This window comes from Lactococcus sp. DD01, assembly GCF_001578715.1.
GTDB lineage: Bacteria > Bacillota > Bacilli > Lactobacillales > Streptococcaceae > Lactococcus > Lactococcus petauri.
On record NZ_KQ968939.1, the window covers coordinates 1,230,767 to 1,247,651 of the forward strand.

Annotated in this window: 13 protein-coding genes; 2 read left to right on the plus strand and 11 right to left on the minus strand. The window is 39.7% G+C overall.

The window, feature by feature from the left end; genetic code table 11:
* Positions 1–18: 18 nt before the first annotated feature.
* The 10 genes from LACDD01_RS05940 to ligA form a co-directional block, all read right to left on the minus strand.
* On the minus strand, positions 19–864 hold the full coding sequence (locus LACDD01_RS05940; protein ID WP_061413715.1) for a carbohydrate ABC transporter permease: 846 nt from the start codon (positions 862–864) through the stop codon (positions 19–21).
* On the minus strand, positions 851–1,765 hold the full coding sequence (locus LACDD01_RS05945) for a carbohydrate ABC transporter permease (protein ID WP_019292895.1): 915 nt from the start codon (positions 1,763–1,765) through the stop codon (positions 851–853). Before LACDD01_RS05945 ends, LACDD01_RS05940 begins: the two co-directional genes overlap by 14 nt.
* A gap of 83 nt (positions 1,766–1,848) precedes the next feature.
* Complete coding sequence (locus LACDD01_RS05950; protein WP_019292896.1) at positions 1,849–3,108, minus strand: ABC transporter substrate-binding protein; 1,260 nt, start codon at positions 3,106–3,108, stop codon at positions 1,849–1,851.
* Between the two features lie 39 nt (positions 3,109–3,147).
* The gene (locus LACDD01_RS05955; RefSeq protein WP_061413717.1) at positions 3,148–5,448 is read right to left on the minus strand and encodes a glycoside hydrolase family 65 protein; all 2,301 of its coding nucleotides are present in this window, start codon (positions 5,446–5,448) and stop codon (positions 3,148–3,150) included.
* Between the two features lie 49 nt (positions 5,449–5,497).
* Positions 5,498–5,749, minus strand: a complete 252-nt coding sequence (locus tag LACDD01_RS05960) for a hypothetical protein (RefSeq protein WP_061413719.1) — start codon at positions 5,747–5,749, stop codon at positions 5,498–5,500.
* A complete protein-coding gene (locus LACDD01_RS05965; RefSeq protein WP_019292899.1) occupies positions 5,739–6,131 on the minus strand; it encodes an RDD family protein in 393 nt (130 codons plus the stop codon). Before LACDD01_RS05965 ends, LACDD01_RS05960 begins: the two co-directional genes overlap by 11 nt.
* Before the next feature lie 113 nt (positions 6,132–6,244).
* Positions 6,245–7,228 carry a LacI family DNA-binding transcriptional regulator gene (locus LACDD01_RS05970; RefSeq protein ID WP_061413721.1) on the minus strand — a complete coding sequence of 328 codons (984 nt, stop codon included), beginning with the start codon at positions 7,226–7,228 and terminating at the stop codon, positions 6,245–6,247.
* A 137-nt stretch (positions 7,229–7,365) separates the two neighbouring features.
* A complete protein-coding gene (locus tag LACDD01_RS05975; protein WP_061413723.1) occupies positions 7,366–8,502 on the minus strand; it encodes an ABC transporter ATP-binding protein in 1,137 nt (378 codons plus the stop codon).
* 216 nt (positions 8,503–8,718) lie between these two features.
* The gene (locus tag LACDD01_RS05980) at positions 8,719–9,723 is read right to left on the minus strand and encodes a diacylglycerol kinase (protein WP_019292903.1); all 1,005 of its coding nucleotides are present in this window, start codon (positions 9,721–9,723) and stop codon (positions 8,719–8,721) included.
* Complete coding sequence (gene ligA, locus LACDD01_RS05985; protein ID WP_061413726.1) at positions 9,720–11,687, minus strand: NAD-dependent DNA ligase LigA; 1,968 nt, start codon at positions 11,685–11,687, stop codon at positions 9,720–9,722. The genes LACDD01_RS05980 and ligA overlap by 4 nt, the downstream gene beginning before the upstream one ends.
* Before the next feature lie 103 nt (positions 11,688–11,790).
* Between ligA and LACDD01_RS05990 the strand changes: the two genes are divergently transcribed.
* Both LACDD01_RS05990 and LACDD01_RS05995 read left to right on the plus strand, forming a co-directional pair.
* Positions 11,791–12,912: a PASTA domain-containing protein gene (locus tag LACDD01_RS05990; RefSeq protein WP_061413728.1), complete on the plus strand. Its 1,122-nt coding sequence runs from the start codon at positions 11,791–11,793 to the stop codon at positions 12,910–12,912.
* The gene (locus LACDD01_RS05995) at positions 12,912–15,053 is read left to right on the plus strand and encodes a transglycosylase domain-containing protein (protein ID WP_061413730.1); all 2,142 of its coding nucleotides are present in this window, start codon (positions 12,912–12,914) and stop codon (positions 15,051–15,053) included. Before LACDD01_RS05990 ends, LACDD01_RS05995 begins: the two co-directional genes overlap by 1 nt.
* Before the next feature lie 42 nt (positions 15,054–15,095).
* On the opposite strand, the gene LACDD01_RS06000 is transcribed toward LACDD01_RS05995, so the two are convergent.
* Positions 15,096–16,841 carry an ABC transporter ATP-binding protein gene (locus LACDD01_RS06000; RefSeq protein WP_061413732.1) on the minus strand — a complete coding sequence of 582 codons (1,746 nt, stop codon included), beginning with the start codon at positions 16,839–16,841 and terminating at the stop codon, positions 15,096–15,098.
* Between the last annotated feature and the right edge of the window lie 44 nt (positions 16,842–16,885).

The following is a 16,885-nucleotide window of genomic DNA, read 5'->3' on the forward strand; positions in this document are numbered from 1 at the left end:
ATTTATTCATCCTCGTTTTTATTTCTCTCCATCCATACGTACACCTTGTAAGAAGTAACGGTTAAAGATGATGTAGAGAACGATGATAGGTAAGATCGTGAGGATTGAAGCTGCCATCACGCGGTTCCACATCTGTCCTCCTTGGTCAGCTGATTGCAACATTTGAAGACCTACAGTCAGCGTAAATTTACTCTGTGTTTTCAAATAAAGCATGGGCGAGAGGAAATTATTCCAAAAGCCCATGAAGACGAAAACACCCTGTGTTGCAATGGATGGTTTAGCCAAGGGCATCACAATACGAAAGAAGGTTCCTACCCGTGATAAGCCATCAATACGTGCGGCTTCCTCAACGTCCTTAGGGAAGTTTAAGAAAAATTGACGCATCATAAAAATATTTGAAATGTTGATTGCCATAGGTAAAATCAATGCAGCAAAGGAATCCATCATGCCCAAGTTTTGGATAATCAAATAGTTGGGGATGAGAAGAACCTGAGTGGGAACCATCATCATCGCTAAAATGCCATAATAAATGCGTTGGCGTCCAGGAAACTGGAGACGAGCTAAGGCATAACCAGCCATTGTATTTAAGAAAATATTCACAGTTGTACCAATGACAGAAATAATAATAGAGTTCATCAACCACTGTGGGAAAAGAGAGCCTGAAACAGGATCAAAGAGATAGCGATATTGCTCCAAGGTAAAGTTATCAGACCAGAGTGATAAATTTCCTGATGTAATTTCGGCTAAGGGTTTAAATGATGCTGCTACTGCCCACATGAAAGGATAGAAAGTGACGAAAGCATAGATGATCAGGATAATATAAAGTAAGATTTTCAAGGCTTTTTGCTTTTTAGTTTTTCTCATGCCCATTTCCTCCATTCAATTTTTCAGCAATGCGTGAGACTACGAAGATGATTATCGCAAGCATAATCGCAATGACCGCTGCATACCCCATTTGATTTTGTTGACCAAAAGCATATTGGAAAATCAAGAGACTGACTGTCAAGGTTGAATTTTCAGGTCCTCCCGTTCCTCCAGAAAAGATATAGGCTTGGTCAAACATTTGGAATGTCCCAATAATACCTGTGAGCAAAACAAAAGTTGTAATCGGACGCAAATAAGGAATCGTGATATAACGCAATTTTTGAAAAGCATTCGCCCCATCGATTTCAGCTGCTTCATACATGGCATCTGGTAAATCAACCAACGAAGCAAGGTAGATGGTCATAAAGTAAGGTACAGTAGACCAAATATTCATCACCATAATTACTTTCAACGTCCAGTCTGTATCATTGATAAAGTTAATCGGTCCATCAATCAAATGGATGCTTTCAAGAAAGCCATTGATTGGCCCATTAAGGTTAAAGACAAACATGAAAATCAATGTCAAAGCGGCACTTGAAGTCAAAGTGGGTAAGAAATAAATGAGTCGAAACATTTTCTTAGCTTTAATCCCCTTGGAAGCTAAAATGTAAGCAATGACTAAGGCGATAATCGTTTGCACAGGCACAACAACAAGAGCAAAGAAACCCGTATTTTGCAAGGCACGAAGTAGCTGCTTGTCTTGAAATAAATTTTGATAATTTCTAAATCCATTCCACTCGTAAGTATGCATGATGAGATTAACATCATTGAAGGATAAATATACAGCGAAAAGAATCGCTAAAACAAAGAAGACTAAAATGATTAACAATGCAGGTGTGATGAATCCATAGCCTTGAATCATTTCTGAAATCTGGCTCTTGGTACGTTTTTGTTTTTCCATAGTTTTTCCTCCAGTCAGTAACTCTTATGAAAGTACCAGAACTCTGATACTCTCAAATTTTTTACTGACTGTCCAAATATTAATTAATTTCCAATTTTACTGTTGGCTTCTTTATCTGCTTTTTCCATTGCTGCTTTTAAATCATCTGCAGTTGCACCTTGTTTAAAAGCTGTTGGTATAAAGTTTCCAAAAGCATTCTGAACGGTCGTTAAGTTAGTACCGGACTGCCATGATGTCGCAAATTTAATCGAATCTTGATGAACTTGCAAGCGTGGATTTTCTTTCAAGAATGCTGATCCTTCAGCTACATCTGGACGAGTTGCTAAGGTACCCACACCATTTGTCCATGTTGTCATTCCTTCCTTACCGGTTACAAACTTAATCCATTTATCTGCTAAGTCTTTTGATTTAGTATTCTTATACTCGCCCCACCCGACAGTAAATTGCATGGTCATCGGCTTCCCTTGATATGTCAGGTTAGGGATGATATCAAAGTTCAAGTCTTTATATTCATCCAAATAAACCTTATAATTCCAGTTTCCGGTCAGAGTCATTGCAAATTTTCCTGTCGCAAAGCCTGCACCTTCATCGCCAGCACCAACCTGTTGTGGAGTTGCTGCTGCACCCGCATTAAACAAGTCAACAATCGTTTTAAGACCTGCTATCGAATCTGGATTAGCCAGATCAGACTTACCCTCCTCCGTAATTGGTGACGTTCCTCTTGCCATTTGGAACGGCCATGTACGTGCCAAATCAGCATTTTGGTTAATCAGATAAACCTTGCCTTTGCCATATGCTGCATCAATCTTAGCCTGAGCTTCAGGTGCCCATTTGACCAGTTCTTCATAGGATTTTGGAATACTGGCTTGATCAATCCCTGCTTTTTCAAAGATGTCTTTATTAATATAAATTGCCAGTGTAGAAACATCTTTTGCAGCAGCATAAGGCTTTCCATCTGCTTCAAAAGCACTTGAAATCGTTGGATAGAAATCCTCTTGATTAATAACGTCTGACAGATCATTCAACACACCTTGCTCCTGTAAGTAGGGAAAGAACGCCGAGTCAATATAGAAAGCATCCGGTGCTGTACCGCCCGACAGATCTGTTGGTAACTGTGTGGTGATATCTGTATAAACTTTAGGGACAACATCCACATCATTTTCTTCTTCAAATTGTTTAATCATTTTATCAAGGGTTGCATTTTCGGTATCAGACCCTTTCCAATAACCAATAGTTAGCTTTTTACCATCTTCTGCAGAGGACGTTCCCTGACCACAAGCCGCCAATGTTAAAGCAGCCAAGGCTGCTGTGCCGAAAATTGTTACTTTTTTCCAATTTTTCATTTGAAAAACTCCTTTATTTTAGAGGCAGAAATGCCCAATTTATAGTGTAATTGTTAATGTGTCTTCAAGATTCATGATTTGATCTTTATGGATAAATTGTAGAGCAGGACCTTCTGCTTTTGTCAGAACCATTTTTCCTTTACCAATTTCAACAGAAATAGCTTGTCCTTGGTAGTCGAAACCATACGATAAATGAGACCAAGCTTGAGGTAGATTGGGTTCAATGCGGAGCTTACCTTCAATCATACGTACGCCACCATAACCAAATACCACCATTTGCCATATTCCTCCTAAAGATGCCGCATGAATGCCAGGATCAGAAGATTTCATGTATTCTCCCATATCAATATTCATAGCTTGCTTAAAAAAGTCATAGGATTGATCGAGCTTACCTAAGTCTGCAGATAAAATAGCGTGCGTCGAGAGCGACAAGGAGCTATCGTGTGTCGTTTTTGGCTCATAGTAATCAAAGTTTTTAAGTTTTAATTCCTTTTCAAACAATCCTTCAAACAACAGCATGAGTAACAATACGTCAGCTTGTTTCGTCACTTGGAAACCATTTACTTGGTGCAAATTATAGTCATGGAAGAGGCCATCAACGCCATCTGCTGATTTATACTTGGTCAAATCAAGTTCAGGCTTGCTTAAATAGCTATCATCTTGCGGAATAATGCCAGCATTTGTAGGTTGAGGCAAGAAAATTTTATCAACCTTCGCTTTAAGATCAGCCTGTAGCGCCTCTAAGTTAAATTTCTCATCTAATCTAGCGTACACTTCTGGTTTTTTAGCTTTCAAATGTTCAATCAAATCAATAACATAAGAAATGTTCCAGTGTGCCGTGTAGTTCGTATAAGCATTATTGTTAATTTCTTCTTTATATTCATCGGGTCCCATAACATTTGTAATGACATATTGAGCACTAGAGGTATCAAATTCTAATCTGGAAGCCCAGAATTTAGCAGTATCTACTAATATTTCATAAGCTTTTTCATTTGCGAAAGCTTGATTTCCTGTGACATCGAGATATTGTTTTACCCCAAAAGCTACATCCGAGGTGATATGTTGTTCAATAAAGCCAGACAAGATTTTCATGGCCTTTCCTGTTACGATATCCGCTGCTCCCCAAACCGGTGTCACTTCACCATCTGTAGGCCAAGCGGCTTCCCAAGGATACTGCGCACCTTCATAGCCATTGTCAATGGCCTTCTTGTGTGCACCAGCTAATCCTAAATAACGGTAAGTCAACAATTTCTCGGCAATTTCTGGATGCGTAAAAGTAAAATAAGGCAACATGAAAACTTCTGTATCCCAAAAGGTATGGCCTTTATAACCTTGGCCAGATAAGCCTTTAGCCCCGATATTCATTCTCTCATCGTGGGCAGGTACCATGCTATGTAAATGATATTTAGCAAAACGAATCGCCAGTTGGTCACGTGGATCTTCAGATTTTATCTTTATAGGATGCTTTTGCCAGATCTCCGCCCAAGCCTGAGTAGATTCAGCAAGCAGCTCTTCAAAACTTTGACTTTCCAAGTCCTGAAGTTCACTTACTGCCACATGGCGCATGTTTTGAATACTGGAATCGTTGATATCATTATCAATACTGGTATAAACAGAAGCACGCTTTTCTAAGGTGACTTGCTCATTTTCTGCAAGTTTAAAATCAAAGTTCATAGAGAAACTGCGCCGCCCAATTTCCGGACGGGATGTGGCTTGAACCTTTTTCAACTCATGGCAAACTGAAATAACAAAATCCAGTTTACGGTGTGTGGTTTGTGGACACATTTGTAAAATCTTACCATCAATGAGGCCCTTTTCACCTTCCGTAAAATGCTGACTTCCCTCATTTGATATTTGGCCATTGATACCTGTTTTGATGCTAATGGAAACAGGAGAACCAAGATTTTCGATATGAACTTGCGCAGCCATAATATGCCGCCGTTTTTTGGAGATAAAACGTTTAAAAGTCATTTTTAGGGACACATCGTCTTTAGACCACCTCACTTCTCGCGTGAGGAGACCACTTTTTAAGTTAAGCGTTTTTTTGTAAGTTTCAATTTTTCCTGTCAAAAGAGAAAATGGCTGACCATTAATTTGAAAATCCATGCCCCAAACATCGGGGACATTTGGCAACTCAGTGACTTCATTTATATCAAAATAGTTGAAGGTTCCTGAAACAAATGTATCCCTGCTTTGACCGATATAAGATTCTTCTTCTGCCGCGCGTGAGCCGATATACCCGTTCCCTAAGCTCATCACACTTTCTGTTTTTCCAAGATAACGTACATCAAAGCCTTCTTGACTAATTGTCCAATCTCCATAACTCATTCTTGCGCTCATTTATTTATTACTCCTTATCACTAAAACGTTTTAGTTTTAGTTAAAAAAATTATTTATCAAAATAGTGTTGGTTTCTGAAAATAAGTACGACTGCTCCTAAAAGGATGATACCTAAAATCAAGATAAGAGGAATATGCCATACCGGACTCGTTATTAAAAACGCAATCGTATAAACTATATAAGCTCTTAAATAGTATTTCGGATCATAATTTTCACGATAATACCATGCAATAGCATAGCTTACCAATACTGTCATGACCAAGGGTGAAAGTAAAGACCAAGTGGATAAGTTATCTACCATCTATAATTACCTTTCCTTTCCCGAGCCAGTCGTGCAAAAATTGACCTCTTAAACCATAGGTGACAAGACTCACACCAATAAAGAACCAACCAGCGAGTGGTATTAAATATAAAATCTTAATTCCCTCCCTTTGTGCGACATCTGCTAAATTTTTTGAAAAAGCTTCTACACGTAGCTTGGCAAAATATTTACCAATGGTTTTGCCCTCAAAACTCGCCACTGCTAGAGCATTGTAAGCAATGAAGAGAAAAGCTGCTATAAGTTGATTAAAACTCCCCAGCCTTGGAAATAAGCTACTGCTTATCAGTAAGACTGGCAAATAGACAACGATGAGATCAATCATACTGGCTAAAAGACGTTGAATCATTAGTAAGAATTTCATTTCAATCTCCTAAAACGTTTTAGCTAGTTATAGTGTAATGTAATCGTTATCATTTGTCAAGTGCTTCTGATGTTTTTTTACTTTTATTTTATATCACAAAAAAAGTGCACTCACTAAAATCGTGCACTTTCTCTCACAATAATTTCATATGGAATCAGTCGTTTTCGTACGCGTCCTTCTTCTATCTGCTCAATCACATCCGAAACGGCATTTTTTGTAATTTCACTAATATTCTGTCTTACCGTACTTAAAGTTGGGGTAATGTATGAGGCCAAAGTGATGTCATCAAAACCCACAACAGCAATCTCATTTATCATCTGGCGTTGAATTAATGCTTTAATAATCCCAATTGCCATCAAATCACTGGCTGCATAAATAGCGTCAAATTGTGCCACATCAGGATATTCCCGAATTAAATCAAATGCTTTTTGTTCTTGATAATCAGCATAAAGAACATGTGGCTCACATTGCCCTAAGCCTTTTCGATATCCGGCTTCACGTGTTTGCGAAACGACGGCTTCTTTAGAGCCATTTACAAAAAGAATCTTCTTATAGCCCGCATGAATTAAGCGCTCTGTCACTTCAATCGAAGCCCCATAGTTATCGACAGCTACCGATCCGATATTCAAATCATCCAAGGCCAGATCGATTCCTACGATTGGCAAGGGTAAGCCCGACAATTCTTCATAATAAGGATCTGATGTCCGTAAGCCTTGGATGATGATTCCTGAAAGATCATATTCTCGAGCCAGCTGCAAGAGCGACTTTTTTTCCTGCTTTTTTCGGTCTGTCGGAATAAACATAAATTCATAATCGGTTTGGTCAACACTATCAATGACTCCACCTAATATTTCGAGAGGCATCGCAACACCGCGTGTTACATTTATTTCATTCAAAACGAGGGCAATGATTTTCTTTTTTTTGGTGGATAAGTGTCGCGCTGCACTATTAGGGGTGTACTCTAGTTTCTCAGCCGCAGCAAAAACTTTTTTCTGAGTTTCTTCACTAATATCCTCGTAGCCATTAAAAACACGAGAAACAGCACTAATGGACACACCTGCAGCTTTTGCCACATCTTTAATAGTTATTTTTTTCATCTTTCTCCTCGTACAAACTGTTTTCATCATAGCATTTTTCATACGTACTATCAAGAACTAAAACGTTTTTTTATTTGACAAGAAAAATGCCTATCTCTAGGCATTCTAAGCTTTTACTTCTTGTAAATAAATTTGATTTAACCTTCCTTAATACGTACTTCGGTATCTTTATCAAAGAAATGTGCTTTATTAAGATTAAGTGTGACAGTGATTTTTTCGCCAGGCTGACGGAAGTCTCTTGCTTCTACACGTGACACGAGTTCTGCATCTCCTGCCTTCAGATAGAGCATCGTTTCAGCTCCCAAAAGTTCTGAGACAGTGACTTCAGCTTCAATTTGTGCTTCAGGATAAGCTTCTTCTGCAAGAATTGAGGCTGAGATATCTTCTGGACGTATCCCCATGATGACTTCTTTTGAAGAATAACCTTTTTCTTTAAGAAGCTTGTGTTGGCCTTCTGGAAGTGTTAAGCTGATGCCTTCACCGATGAGTTTGTTGCCTTCAATTTTGAGATTTAAGAAGTTCATCGCTGGGCTACCGATGAAGCCCGCAACGAATTTTGTCGCTGGTTCATTATAAAGTTCTTGAGGTGTGCCGATCTGCTCAATGCGTCCAACAGTACCTGATTTGTCCGCGTTCGGTGTTGAACTCATAATGACAATACGATCTGCGAGGGTCATCGCTTCAGTTTGGTCGTGAGTGACATAAATGGTTGTAGCTCCAATGCGACGGTGAATTTTAGCGATTTCTGTACGCATAGAAACACGAAGCTTAGCATCCAAGTTTGACAAAGGCTCATCCATAAGGAAAACTTTAGCATCACGAACAATGGCACGTCCCATAGCTACACGTTGACGTTGTCCACCAGACATATCGGCAGGTTTACGATCAAGTAGATCAGTCAGTCCAAGAATCTTCGCTGCATTTTCTACACGTTGCTTGATATCATCTTTTTTATGCTTACGCAGTTTAAGTCCAAAAGCCATATTGTCAAAAACCGTCATATGAGGATATAGGGCATAGTTTTGGAAAACCATGGCTATATCACGATCTTTAGGTGCAACGTCATTCATCAGTTTACCATCGATAGTAAATTCGCCTTCTGTAATATCTTCAAGACCTGCAATCATGCGCAAAGTTGTTGATTTCCCACAACCTGATGGTCCAACAAAGACGATAAATTCTTTATCTTTGACATCTAAATTAAAATCTTCCACCGAGTATTGTGTGGCATTCGGATATTTTTTATAAACCTTGTCTAATTTAAGTGTTGTCATTGCTTCTCCTTCATCTTGCTGTATTTAAGCTATCTTTATTCTAATGCAAACGCTTCCTTTAGACAATATCTAAGATGCACAAAAAAACTGTACATGATGTACAGTTTTATATTTTGTTTCTTTATGAGCAATGGAGTTAGGGTACTATCGGAACCCTTCCAGATTAAATTCAACTTGCACAGCATCAATAACAATAACTTTGAAGATGCTCTAACTCTATTTTACTTCTTCTTTGAGTTGTTCCGCTTCCTCAGCAAATTTCTGAGCAACGGCTTCGAGATCTTCTTCTTCCTCATCTCCCAGATAATGGTCATTATTGATTTCATCGAGGTTGACAAAAATTTCGATGTGCCCATGGAGATTTCTGAAAGTTACTGGTGCATCGCCTCCATACTCGCCATCCACATTAATCATCATTTTTTTATCTGTGAGGGGCTCGACTTTGATTTGGCTTGATTTTAGGTATTCAATATTGACATCATCCACGTGACTGCCTTTAATCACCATGGAAATCAAAGCCAGTAACTCGAATAAATTATCTGTCTTCACCAAGATAAGAGTAAACAGACCATCATCTAGTTTGGCATCTGGTGCGATTTTTTCAAATCCTCCAACAGAGTTGGTTAAGGCCGCAAAAAACATGGAAATCTCACCTTCAAACACGCCATCATCATGCGTAACCTTGACTTTGCGTTTACGAATTTGGGGCAGTAAATCAACACCTTTGGCAAGATAAGCCAAGTAGCCAAAAGCTGTTTTCAAACGACTTGGTACACTATAAGTCAGCTCTGTTAAGCTTCCACCAGCAGCAATATTGATAAAATACTCGGCATCATTCACTTGACCCACATCAATATTCAAAGTCTGATTTTTCCCAATCATTTCAACAGCTGCTAAGGGCTTATTGCGTGGGATTTTAAGTGCACGCGCAAAATCATTAGTTGTCCCTGTGGGGATAATGGCTAACTTCGGCCTTTTATCAAATGGAGACATTCCACTTACTATTTCGTTGATAGTGCCATCACCGCCAGCTGCTACAATGAGATCAAACCCTGCTTCAGTAGCACGTGCAGCTTCTTTTTGAGCAGACTGTGGTTCTGGTGTTGTCTGAAAAGCAGAGGCTTCATAGCCGAAACTTTCTAACTTATCCAAAATATCCGCGACATTTTTTTTAATGATTTCTTGCCCACTACTTGGGTTGTAAATCAATCTTGCTTTCATAATTTCAGCAACTCCTCTTCTGACCAAACTTCAATGCCCAAATCCTGTGCTTTAGCCAGTTTTGACCCAGCATCTGCTCCAGCTATAACTAAATCTGTCTTTTTAGAAACTGAGCCTGAGACATTTGCACCTAAAGCTTCTAATTTTTCTTTTGCCTCAGTTCGTGTCATAGCTGTTAATTTCCCTGTTAAAACAACGGTTTTCCCTGATAACACACTGTCTGTCTTGGGCTTAAGACCAAGATAGTCGAAGTTGACTCCCGCTTCTGCCAATTCTTGAAGCAAGACTTGCGCACCTTCTGTGGCAAAGTAGCTGGTTACAGCTTTGGCAATAACTGAACCTAAGCTTGGAATTTCAGCAATTTCTTCTAAGCTTGCTTGCGACAAGGCCCGAAGATTACCAAAACGCTCCATTAATAGTTTAGCAGCTTTCGATCCTACATGACGAATACCCAAGCCAAAAAGGAGCTTTTCTGCGGAGTTTTCTTTTGAGGCTTCAATGGCATTTAATAACTTGGTTGCTGATTTTTCTTGAATCTTATCCAGTGCCACTAATTCGTCAAGCTGCAACTTATAGATATCTGCCACATCTTTGATTAAGTTATTTTTGAAAAGTTGCGTAACTATCGATTGCCCCAAACCAGAAATATTCATTGCACCACGACTGGCAAAGTGAATAAGTTTTTCACGATTTTGTGCTGGACAAAGCGGATTGATACAGCGTAAGGCTACTTCATCTTCGAAATGCAAAAGTTCAGATGAACATTCCGGACAATATTGAGGGATTGCCATTTCTACAGAATCTGCTGGACGTTTCTCAAACAAAACACGTTGAACTGCTGGAATGATATCCCCTGCCTTATAGATCATGACTTTGTCTTTAAGACGGATATCCTTCTCCTTAATGTAGTCAACATTATGCAGTGTGGCGCGTGATACTGTCGTCTGCGCTAAGGTCACAGGAACCATATTCGCTGTTGGTGTAACGACCCCTGTACGCCCTACTGTCCAATCCACAGATAGGATTTCTGTTTCTGCCAGCTCAGCTGGAAATTTATAAGCGATGGCCCAACGTGGAGCCTTGACTGTAAAGCCTAACTCTTCTTGTTCGGCTAGATTATTAACTTTGATGACAACACCATCAATATCATAGTCTAAGTCATCCCGAAGAGAAGCCACGCGCTCAATGAAGGCCCAGACTTCATCAATATTTCGCGCAAAAACACGTTCTTTGTTGACGACAAGTCCAAGCTTTTCTAAGTACTCCAAAACTTCTTCTTGAGTGTCATTTGTCGCAGGACTCGCTTCTTGATAAAGGAAGGTTGCCAAGCCACGCTTGGTCACCTCTTTCGTATCTAACTGTCGTAAAGTTCCGGCTGCTGCATTACGCGGGTTGGCAAAGGAAGGTTTACCTTCAAGTTCGCGTTCCTTATTGAGTTTGACGAAATTTTTGCGTGGCAAATAAGCTTCACCTCGCACCACAATGTCAATAGGTTCTTTTAATACCAGTGGGACGTCTTTGATGCGTTTAACATTTTCTGTAATGTTTTCCCCTACACTGCCATCTCCACGTGTCGCAGCTACGACAAGTTTACCTGCTGTATATTTAAGAGAAAGTGAGAGACCATCAATTTTTAACTCACAAATGTATTCAGGCTTTGGAATGACTTTACGTACACGTTCATCAAAGTCTTCCAGCTCTTCACGTGAAAAAGCATCTGCTAGGCTGTAGAGATTGTATTCATGAGTATATTTTTCAAATCCTGATAGCACAACATCGCCCGTACGATGGGTCGGTGAATCAGCGCGTATCAAATGTGGGTTATCGTGTTCTAGAGTTTCTAACTCACGATAAAGGCGATCATACTCCGCATCTTCAACCGAGGGCATATCCAAGGTATAGTATTCGTGAGCGTACTTATTTAATAACTCCGTTAAATCTTTGATCTTTGACTCGATATTCATACTAATAATTTTATCATATTTTTCGGTTTCCTCGGAGTAAGAAAGTTGTTATAATGGAGAAGTTCAATAGCTTATGTTAAGCTTAATTTTTATGAGGTTTTTAATGAAGAAAAAGATTTTTAATAAGATTGTGATGATACTGGCGGTCTTGCTCGGTATCATCATCATAACAGCTGGTATTATTGGTCGACAGATACTTTTTCGTGATTATCCTGTTTTCCAGTCAATGTCCCAAAAAGAGATTGTCGAAACAACGAATATCCTACCTGAGGATAACGACTATATTAAAAAATTAAAAAATAATGCGCTTGACGTTTACCTAAGTAATGCTTCCAGTGAACTCGCGGAAAAGTTAGAGGAGAACGAAAAACGCGTCAACAGTATTGTCAATGGCGAACTTCCCGAACAACAGTTTTCACAAAATCAGGACGAATTACAACAAGCGCTGGGCGCAAGTGATGAGCAAATGACGCAACTTGCTCAAACTTATGAGAATGCCCGCCTTAATCGTTCCATTGATCAGCTCCAAGCAGAAACAAAAACTTTAAAAGCTGAGCAGTTGCCTCAGTTTATTCAAGATGCAAACCAATTGGCACAACAGACTGAGAAGAGCATTCAATCTTATATTGAAGATAATAATGCTGTTTCTAAATCGACGATTTCTGCTTCGGTTCAAGCCCTCAATGATGCAAACTCTCTCCTTAGTAACTTTACACAGTTTGTAAACTATACCAATAATTACACAGCTATCACACAACTTCAATTTGATAAAATTTCTACCAATAATTCACTCATGGTAGACTTTCTCCCTGTATTTAACAAGGTAAATGCTTATCTCAGCCAGAAGGAAACCGTAGAAGCTCGTATCAAAGAATTAACAGATTTCCAACAAAAAGTCGAAAAATCAGAACAGTTAAAAAGTTCAAGCATAGAAATGCCTAATCTCAAAGGTCAAACACTTGCGGCCATAAGAAAACAAGCAGGCATCGATTATAAAATTGAAGTGGAGCCAAACTATGAGGACAAAGATACAGCGATTGTAACTCAACAAAAACCTGATTCTTCTCAGTATACTCGTATTCTAAAAGGTCAAACAATTACGGTTCAAACACAGAAAAAAGTTGAAGAAAAGAAAGCTTCTTCTGATTCTGCCAAAAAAGACAAAGAAAAAACAGAAGCCTCCAAAAAAGAGGACACTAAAGATAAAAAGAAAGGAGATGAATAATGGCTAAAAAAATAATTCTCCGCACCCTTGCCGTTCTTTTTCTACTCTTCTTGTTTGTAGGCGCTGTTGGTGCTGTTGGTGCTGTCTATCTCCTGGATAAAGAATCACACCAGGCACATACGATCGAGCTTAAGCCTTCCCCACAAGCCATCTCCCAATCCTTTACTATTACGGATATTAATGGGGAAGCACTTCAGGATTCCTCAAATATCTATAAGTACATTCCAGCACAGCTCTCAGGCAAAGATAAAAATATTCCTGAACTATACACAAAAGCTTTAGTCGCAGTTGAGGATAGTGACTTCTATTCCCGTAAAACTAAAGGTTATTCTATCAAAGGGGTAACTAATGCCGTCTTATCAGAAGTACTTACGAAATTACATCTCGCAAACGGTGCACGTGGTGGCTCAACCCTTGATCAACAATTAGCAAAAAATCTTGCGCATGGTGGTTTTACTGCCGATAAATCATTGTCCCGAAAAATCGTCGAATTGATTGATGCGCATAGCCTTGCTGAACGCTATTCTCGAGAAGAAATTCTCACCAGTTATCTCGACACCTTGCGTTTGACACCTGAAACCATTGGCCCTGGTGCTGCTTGGAACAACCTTTTCTCTACACCGATGATTACCTCAGAGAAAACACCACTCTATATTGCTCAAATTGCTTATTTAGCGGGGCTGGGTCAAGCACCTTCAACCTATGTTCAAGATTTTGAAGGCGCAGGGAAACAACGTGCCTTGACTGTTCTTTCGGTGATGAAGTCCAACAAAATTATCTCTGACCAAGAATACAAAGACAGCGCCGAAGCTGTGAAAAAAGAACTCGCACTTAAGCCAAGTTATACACAAGGCATCCCCCATGCTTATCAAGCCTATATTGCACAAGTACAAAAAGAGCTTGGTCAGATTGCTTTACCAAGAAACGCTAAGGTTGTCGTCAAAACATATGCTACGAAAGCACACTTGGATTATCTAGAGAGCGTTGCAAATCATACCGCACCCGATGTCTCAAATATTCCACGTAATAATCTGCCAGAAGGTACTTTAACTGCAATATCTGTGGTTGATACCCAAACAGGTCATATCTTAGCTTTAAATACAAATTCGGACAATCCACAATTGCCAATTTCCTCTGGCCGTTCTTCAGGTTCAACGATTAAACCATTACTCGATTATGCGCCCGCACTTGAATATGGCTATATCAATGAAAACAGTACCTTGAATGGTAATGCTACAACTTACGCTGATGGCACACCGCTGATGAATTACGGTGGGAATAATTATGGCCCTGTTCCTGTCGGTTTTGCCCTTGGTAACTCCTTGAACTCTGCAGCCCTGCAAACCTTTAACATGACCAATAATGAGCAAAAAAACAGTATTATGCAGCCACTTGGTATTGCTTCTGTCAAATATGACCAAGAATCCATGTCTATTGACTATAATTTGTCTCCTTTACAGTCTGCATCTGCATATTCTGCGATTGGTAATGATGGCGTTCGCGTTACCCCTACTGCTGTGGCTTCTGTCACGGTAAATGGTCAAGAACTGCCACTTACTCAGCCTGAATCACAACGCGCCATGAGTTCTTCAACAGCTCGCTCGCTTGTTAATCTCATGCAAAATGTTACACAGCCCAATGGTTCCGAGCCTTTAGCTGCTCAGCCGCAATGGCCGAATGCTTTCGCCACTAAGTCCGGGCTCTCTAATTTCCCCGATACTGCCACAGAACCGGCCCGTAGTCAAGGTGCTCCTGATGCTTGGATGGCTGCTACCTCTACAGGTGTTTCAACCGCTGTATGGGTTGGAAGCCCAGATATGAGTGGGAAATATTATGTGCCAGCTGCGCCTATTGAACAAGAAAACAATATGCGTGTCTATCTTTTGAACAACACCATCAGATATATGAATCAAGGCAGAAATGTGCCGCCATTTAGTTACTCAGGCACAGCGATGTCCCATGAACCTCTATTACCAGAGCTGCCCCAGCTTACTGAGCCACCAACGACCCAAGCTATCCAGCAAGCTAAAGCCTTTGATGCTGTTGCTCCAAGTGTTACTCCCGGTTTAGAAGAATTTTATCAAATGCACCGTCAAGACAAGCTCTTAGATGCTGACTCCGTATATGGTGCTAAGAACTAAGTTCTTTATAATAAAAAAGCTGATTGCAAGCAGCTTTTTTATTTATGATGCAACGGTCAGTTGTTCTTGAACATACTGTGCATAAAGTGGGTGTGATTTTACAAGATTACTGTGTTTACCTGCTCCTGTAATTGCTCCCTTTTCAATAAAGTAAATGTTATCTGCATCAACAATTGTGGATAAACGATGAGCAATAACTAATGTTGTTCTACCTTTCATCAGGCTATCCAAAGCTTTTTGAACCATTGCTTCTGACTCTGAATCTAGACTAGCTGTGGCTTCATCGAGCATGAGAATTTTCGGATTGCGCAAGAAGGCACGTGCAATAGCTAAACGCTGACGTTGCCCACCTGATATCTTCACTCCACGTTCCCCTACTTGTGTGTCCAATTGGTCGGGCATATTTTCGACAAAACCGCGTGCAAAGGCTAAGTCTAGCACTTCCCATAATTGTGCATCACTGTATGTACCGTCTAAACCATAAGTCAAGTTGTCACGAATTGTTCCTGCCATAATCGCTGAATCTTGTGAAACAAACCCAATTTGGCTACGCCAATCTTTGAGGGCTAAGTTTTCAATATCATGATTCCCCATTGTTAGTTTTCCTCCTGTTGGTTTGTAGAAGCGTTCCAAAATAGAGAAAATAGTTGATTTTCCGCCCCCAGAAGGACCTGCAAAGGCAACAATAGTATTTGGTTTCGCTTCGAAAGTAATATTTTTCAATATTTCTTCAGAGTCATCATATGAAAAACTAATATTTTCTGCACGTAAAACTTGGCCTTCAATATCTAGGTTTTCTCCAAGACTTAACTGCTCTTGTTCTTCTTCTAAAACTTCATTCAGACGGGCTGTGGCTCCTGAGGCTTTAGAGCTTGCGGTAAAGAAAAGTGCTAGAGTAGGAACAGAACCAATCATGTTCATAAGATACATCAAGAAGCTCATCAAAGTGGCCATCGTCATTGCTCCTACGGCAACACGATGAATTCCATAAAGCAGCAATCCAAAGATTGTTGACATCATTAACAACATCATAATTGGTTGCATGGAACCATCAAAAATTGCTTCACGAAGCCCGATTTTATAAAGCTTATTGATGTTTTTTTCAGCTGAATGTGTCGCTTGTACCTCCGCATTGGAAGATTTGACCAAACGAATTTCGCTAAGCACTTCACTTGCTGTGCCAGAAAACCCTGCAAGAGCATCTTGACGCTGGATTCCAAATTTTCGGCCAAAAGTGGCCAAGGGCATAGTAATCAATGTCGCAATAGGAACAGCTATCACCATTGCTACAGTCATCTGCCAATCCATACGAAACATCATAAAAATTGAACCCACAAGAAGCAAAAGGCTTGTTAAGGTTTGAGGTACAGTATTAGCTAAAAGATCTTTCACTTGTGTTGTATCGTTGACCAAGCGGCTTCCAATTTCTCCTGTTTTGACTTCATCAAAGTACTTTACAGGTAGGTGAACCATCTTATTCCACACTGTTAAACGTAATCTTTTTACTACATTTTCTCCAAAAAATCCAAGCACTGAGGCGCCAATTGCACCAAGTAAGGCCGAAAGGATGTAAACCAGAACTACATTTCCTAAAAGACCATAATCAATCCCTTGTGCAAATCCTGAAATAAGCGGCTGTATCATTTGAGGTACAATGAGCTGTAGTACCGCTCCCACAATCCCTGACAACATCCCAATGGCAAAATAGGAGTATTTTGGTTTACTCTTGGCAATGAGTTTCAAAAAATCCTTACTTTTTATTTTATTGGCTTTTATTTCTTTTTCCATTTTTATCTCCTTTAATTACTTAGTTTTTATTTTAACCAAACTAA

Coding starts and splice junctions, on each gene's coding strand:
- LACDD01_RS05945 (WP_019292895.1), bottom strand. CDS start 1,765: ATGGAAAAACAAAAACGTACCAAGAGCCAGATTTCAGAAATGATTCAA.
- LACDD01_RS06000 (WP_061413732.1), bottom strand. CDS start 16,841: ATGGAAAAAGAAATAAAAGCCAATAAAATAAAAAGTAAGGATTTTTTG.
- LACDD01_RS05965 (WP_019292899.1), bottom strand. CDS start 6,131: ATGAAATTCTTACTAATGATTCAACGTCTTTTAGCCAGTATGATTGAT.
- LACDD01_RS05980 (WP_019292903.1), bottom strand. CDS start 9,723: ATGAAAGCAAGATTGATTTACAACCCAAGTAGTGGGCAAGAAATCATT.
- LACDD01_RS05990 (WP_061413728.1), top strand. CDS start 11,791: ATGAAGAAAAAGATTTTTAATAAGATTGTGATGATACTGGCGGTCTTG.
- LACDD01_RS05995 (WP_061413730.1), top strand. CDS start 12,912: ATGGCTAAAAAAATAATTCTCCGCACCCTTGCCGTTCTTTTTCTACTC.
- ligA (WP_061413726.1), bottom strand. CDS start 11,687: ATGAATATCGAGTCAAAGATCAAAGATTTAACGGAGTTATTAAATAAG.
- LACDD01_RS05940 (WP_061413715.1), bottom strand. CDS start 864: ATGAGAAAAACTAAAAAGCAAAAAGCCTTGAAAATCTTACTTTATATT.
- LACDD01_RS05975 (WP_061413723.1), bottom strand. CDS start 8,502: ATGACAACACTTAAATTAGACAAGGTTTATAAAAAATATCCGAATGCC.
- LACDD01_RS05960 (WP_061413719.1), bottom strand. CDS start 5,749: ATGGTAGATAACTTATCCACTTGGTCTTTACTTTCACCCTTGGTCATG.
- LACDD01_RS05955 (WP_061413717.1), bottom strand. CDS start 5,448: ATGAGCGCAAGAATGAGTTATGGAGATTGGACAATTAGTCAAGAAGGC.
- LACDD01_RS05950 (WP_019292896.1), bottom strand. CDS start 3,108: ATGAAAAATTGGAAAAAAGTAACAATTTTCGGCACAGCAGCCTTGGCT.
- LACDD01_RS05970 (WP_061413721.1), bottom strand. CDS start 7,228: ATGAAAAAAATAACTATTAAAGATGTGGCAAAAGCTGCAGGTGTGTCC.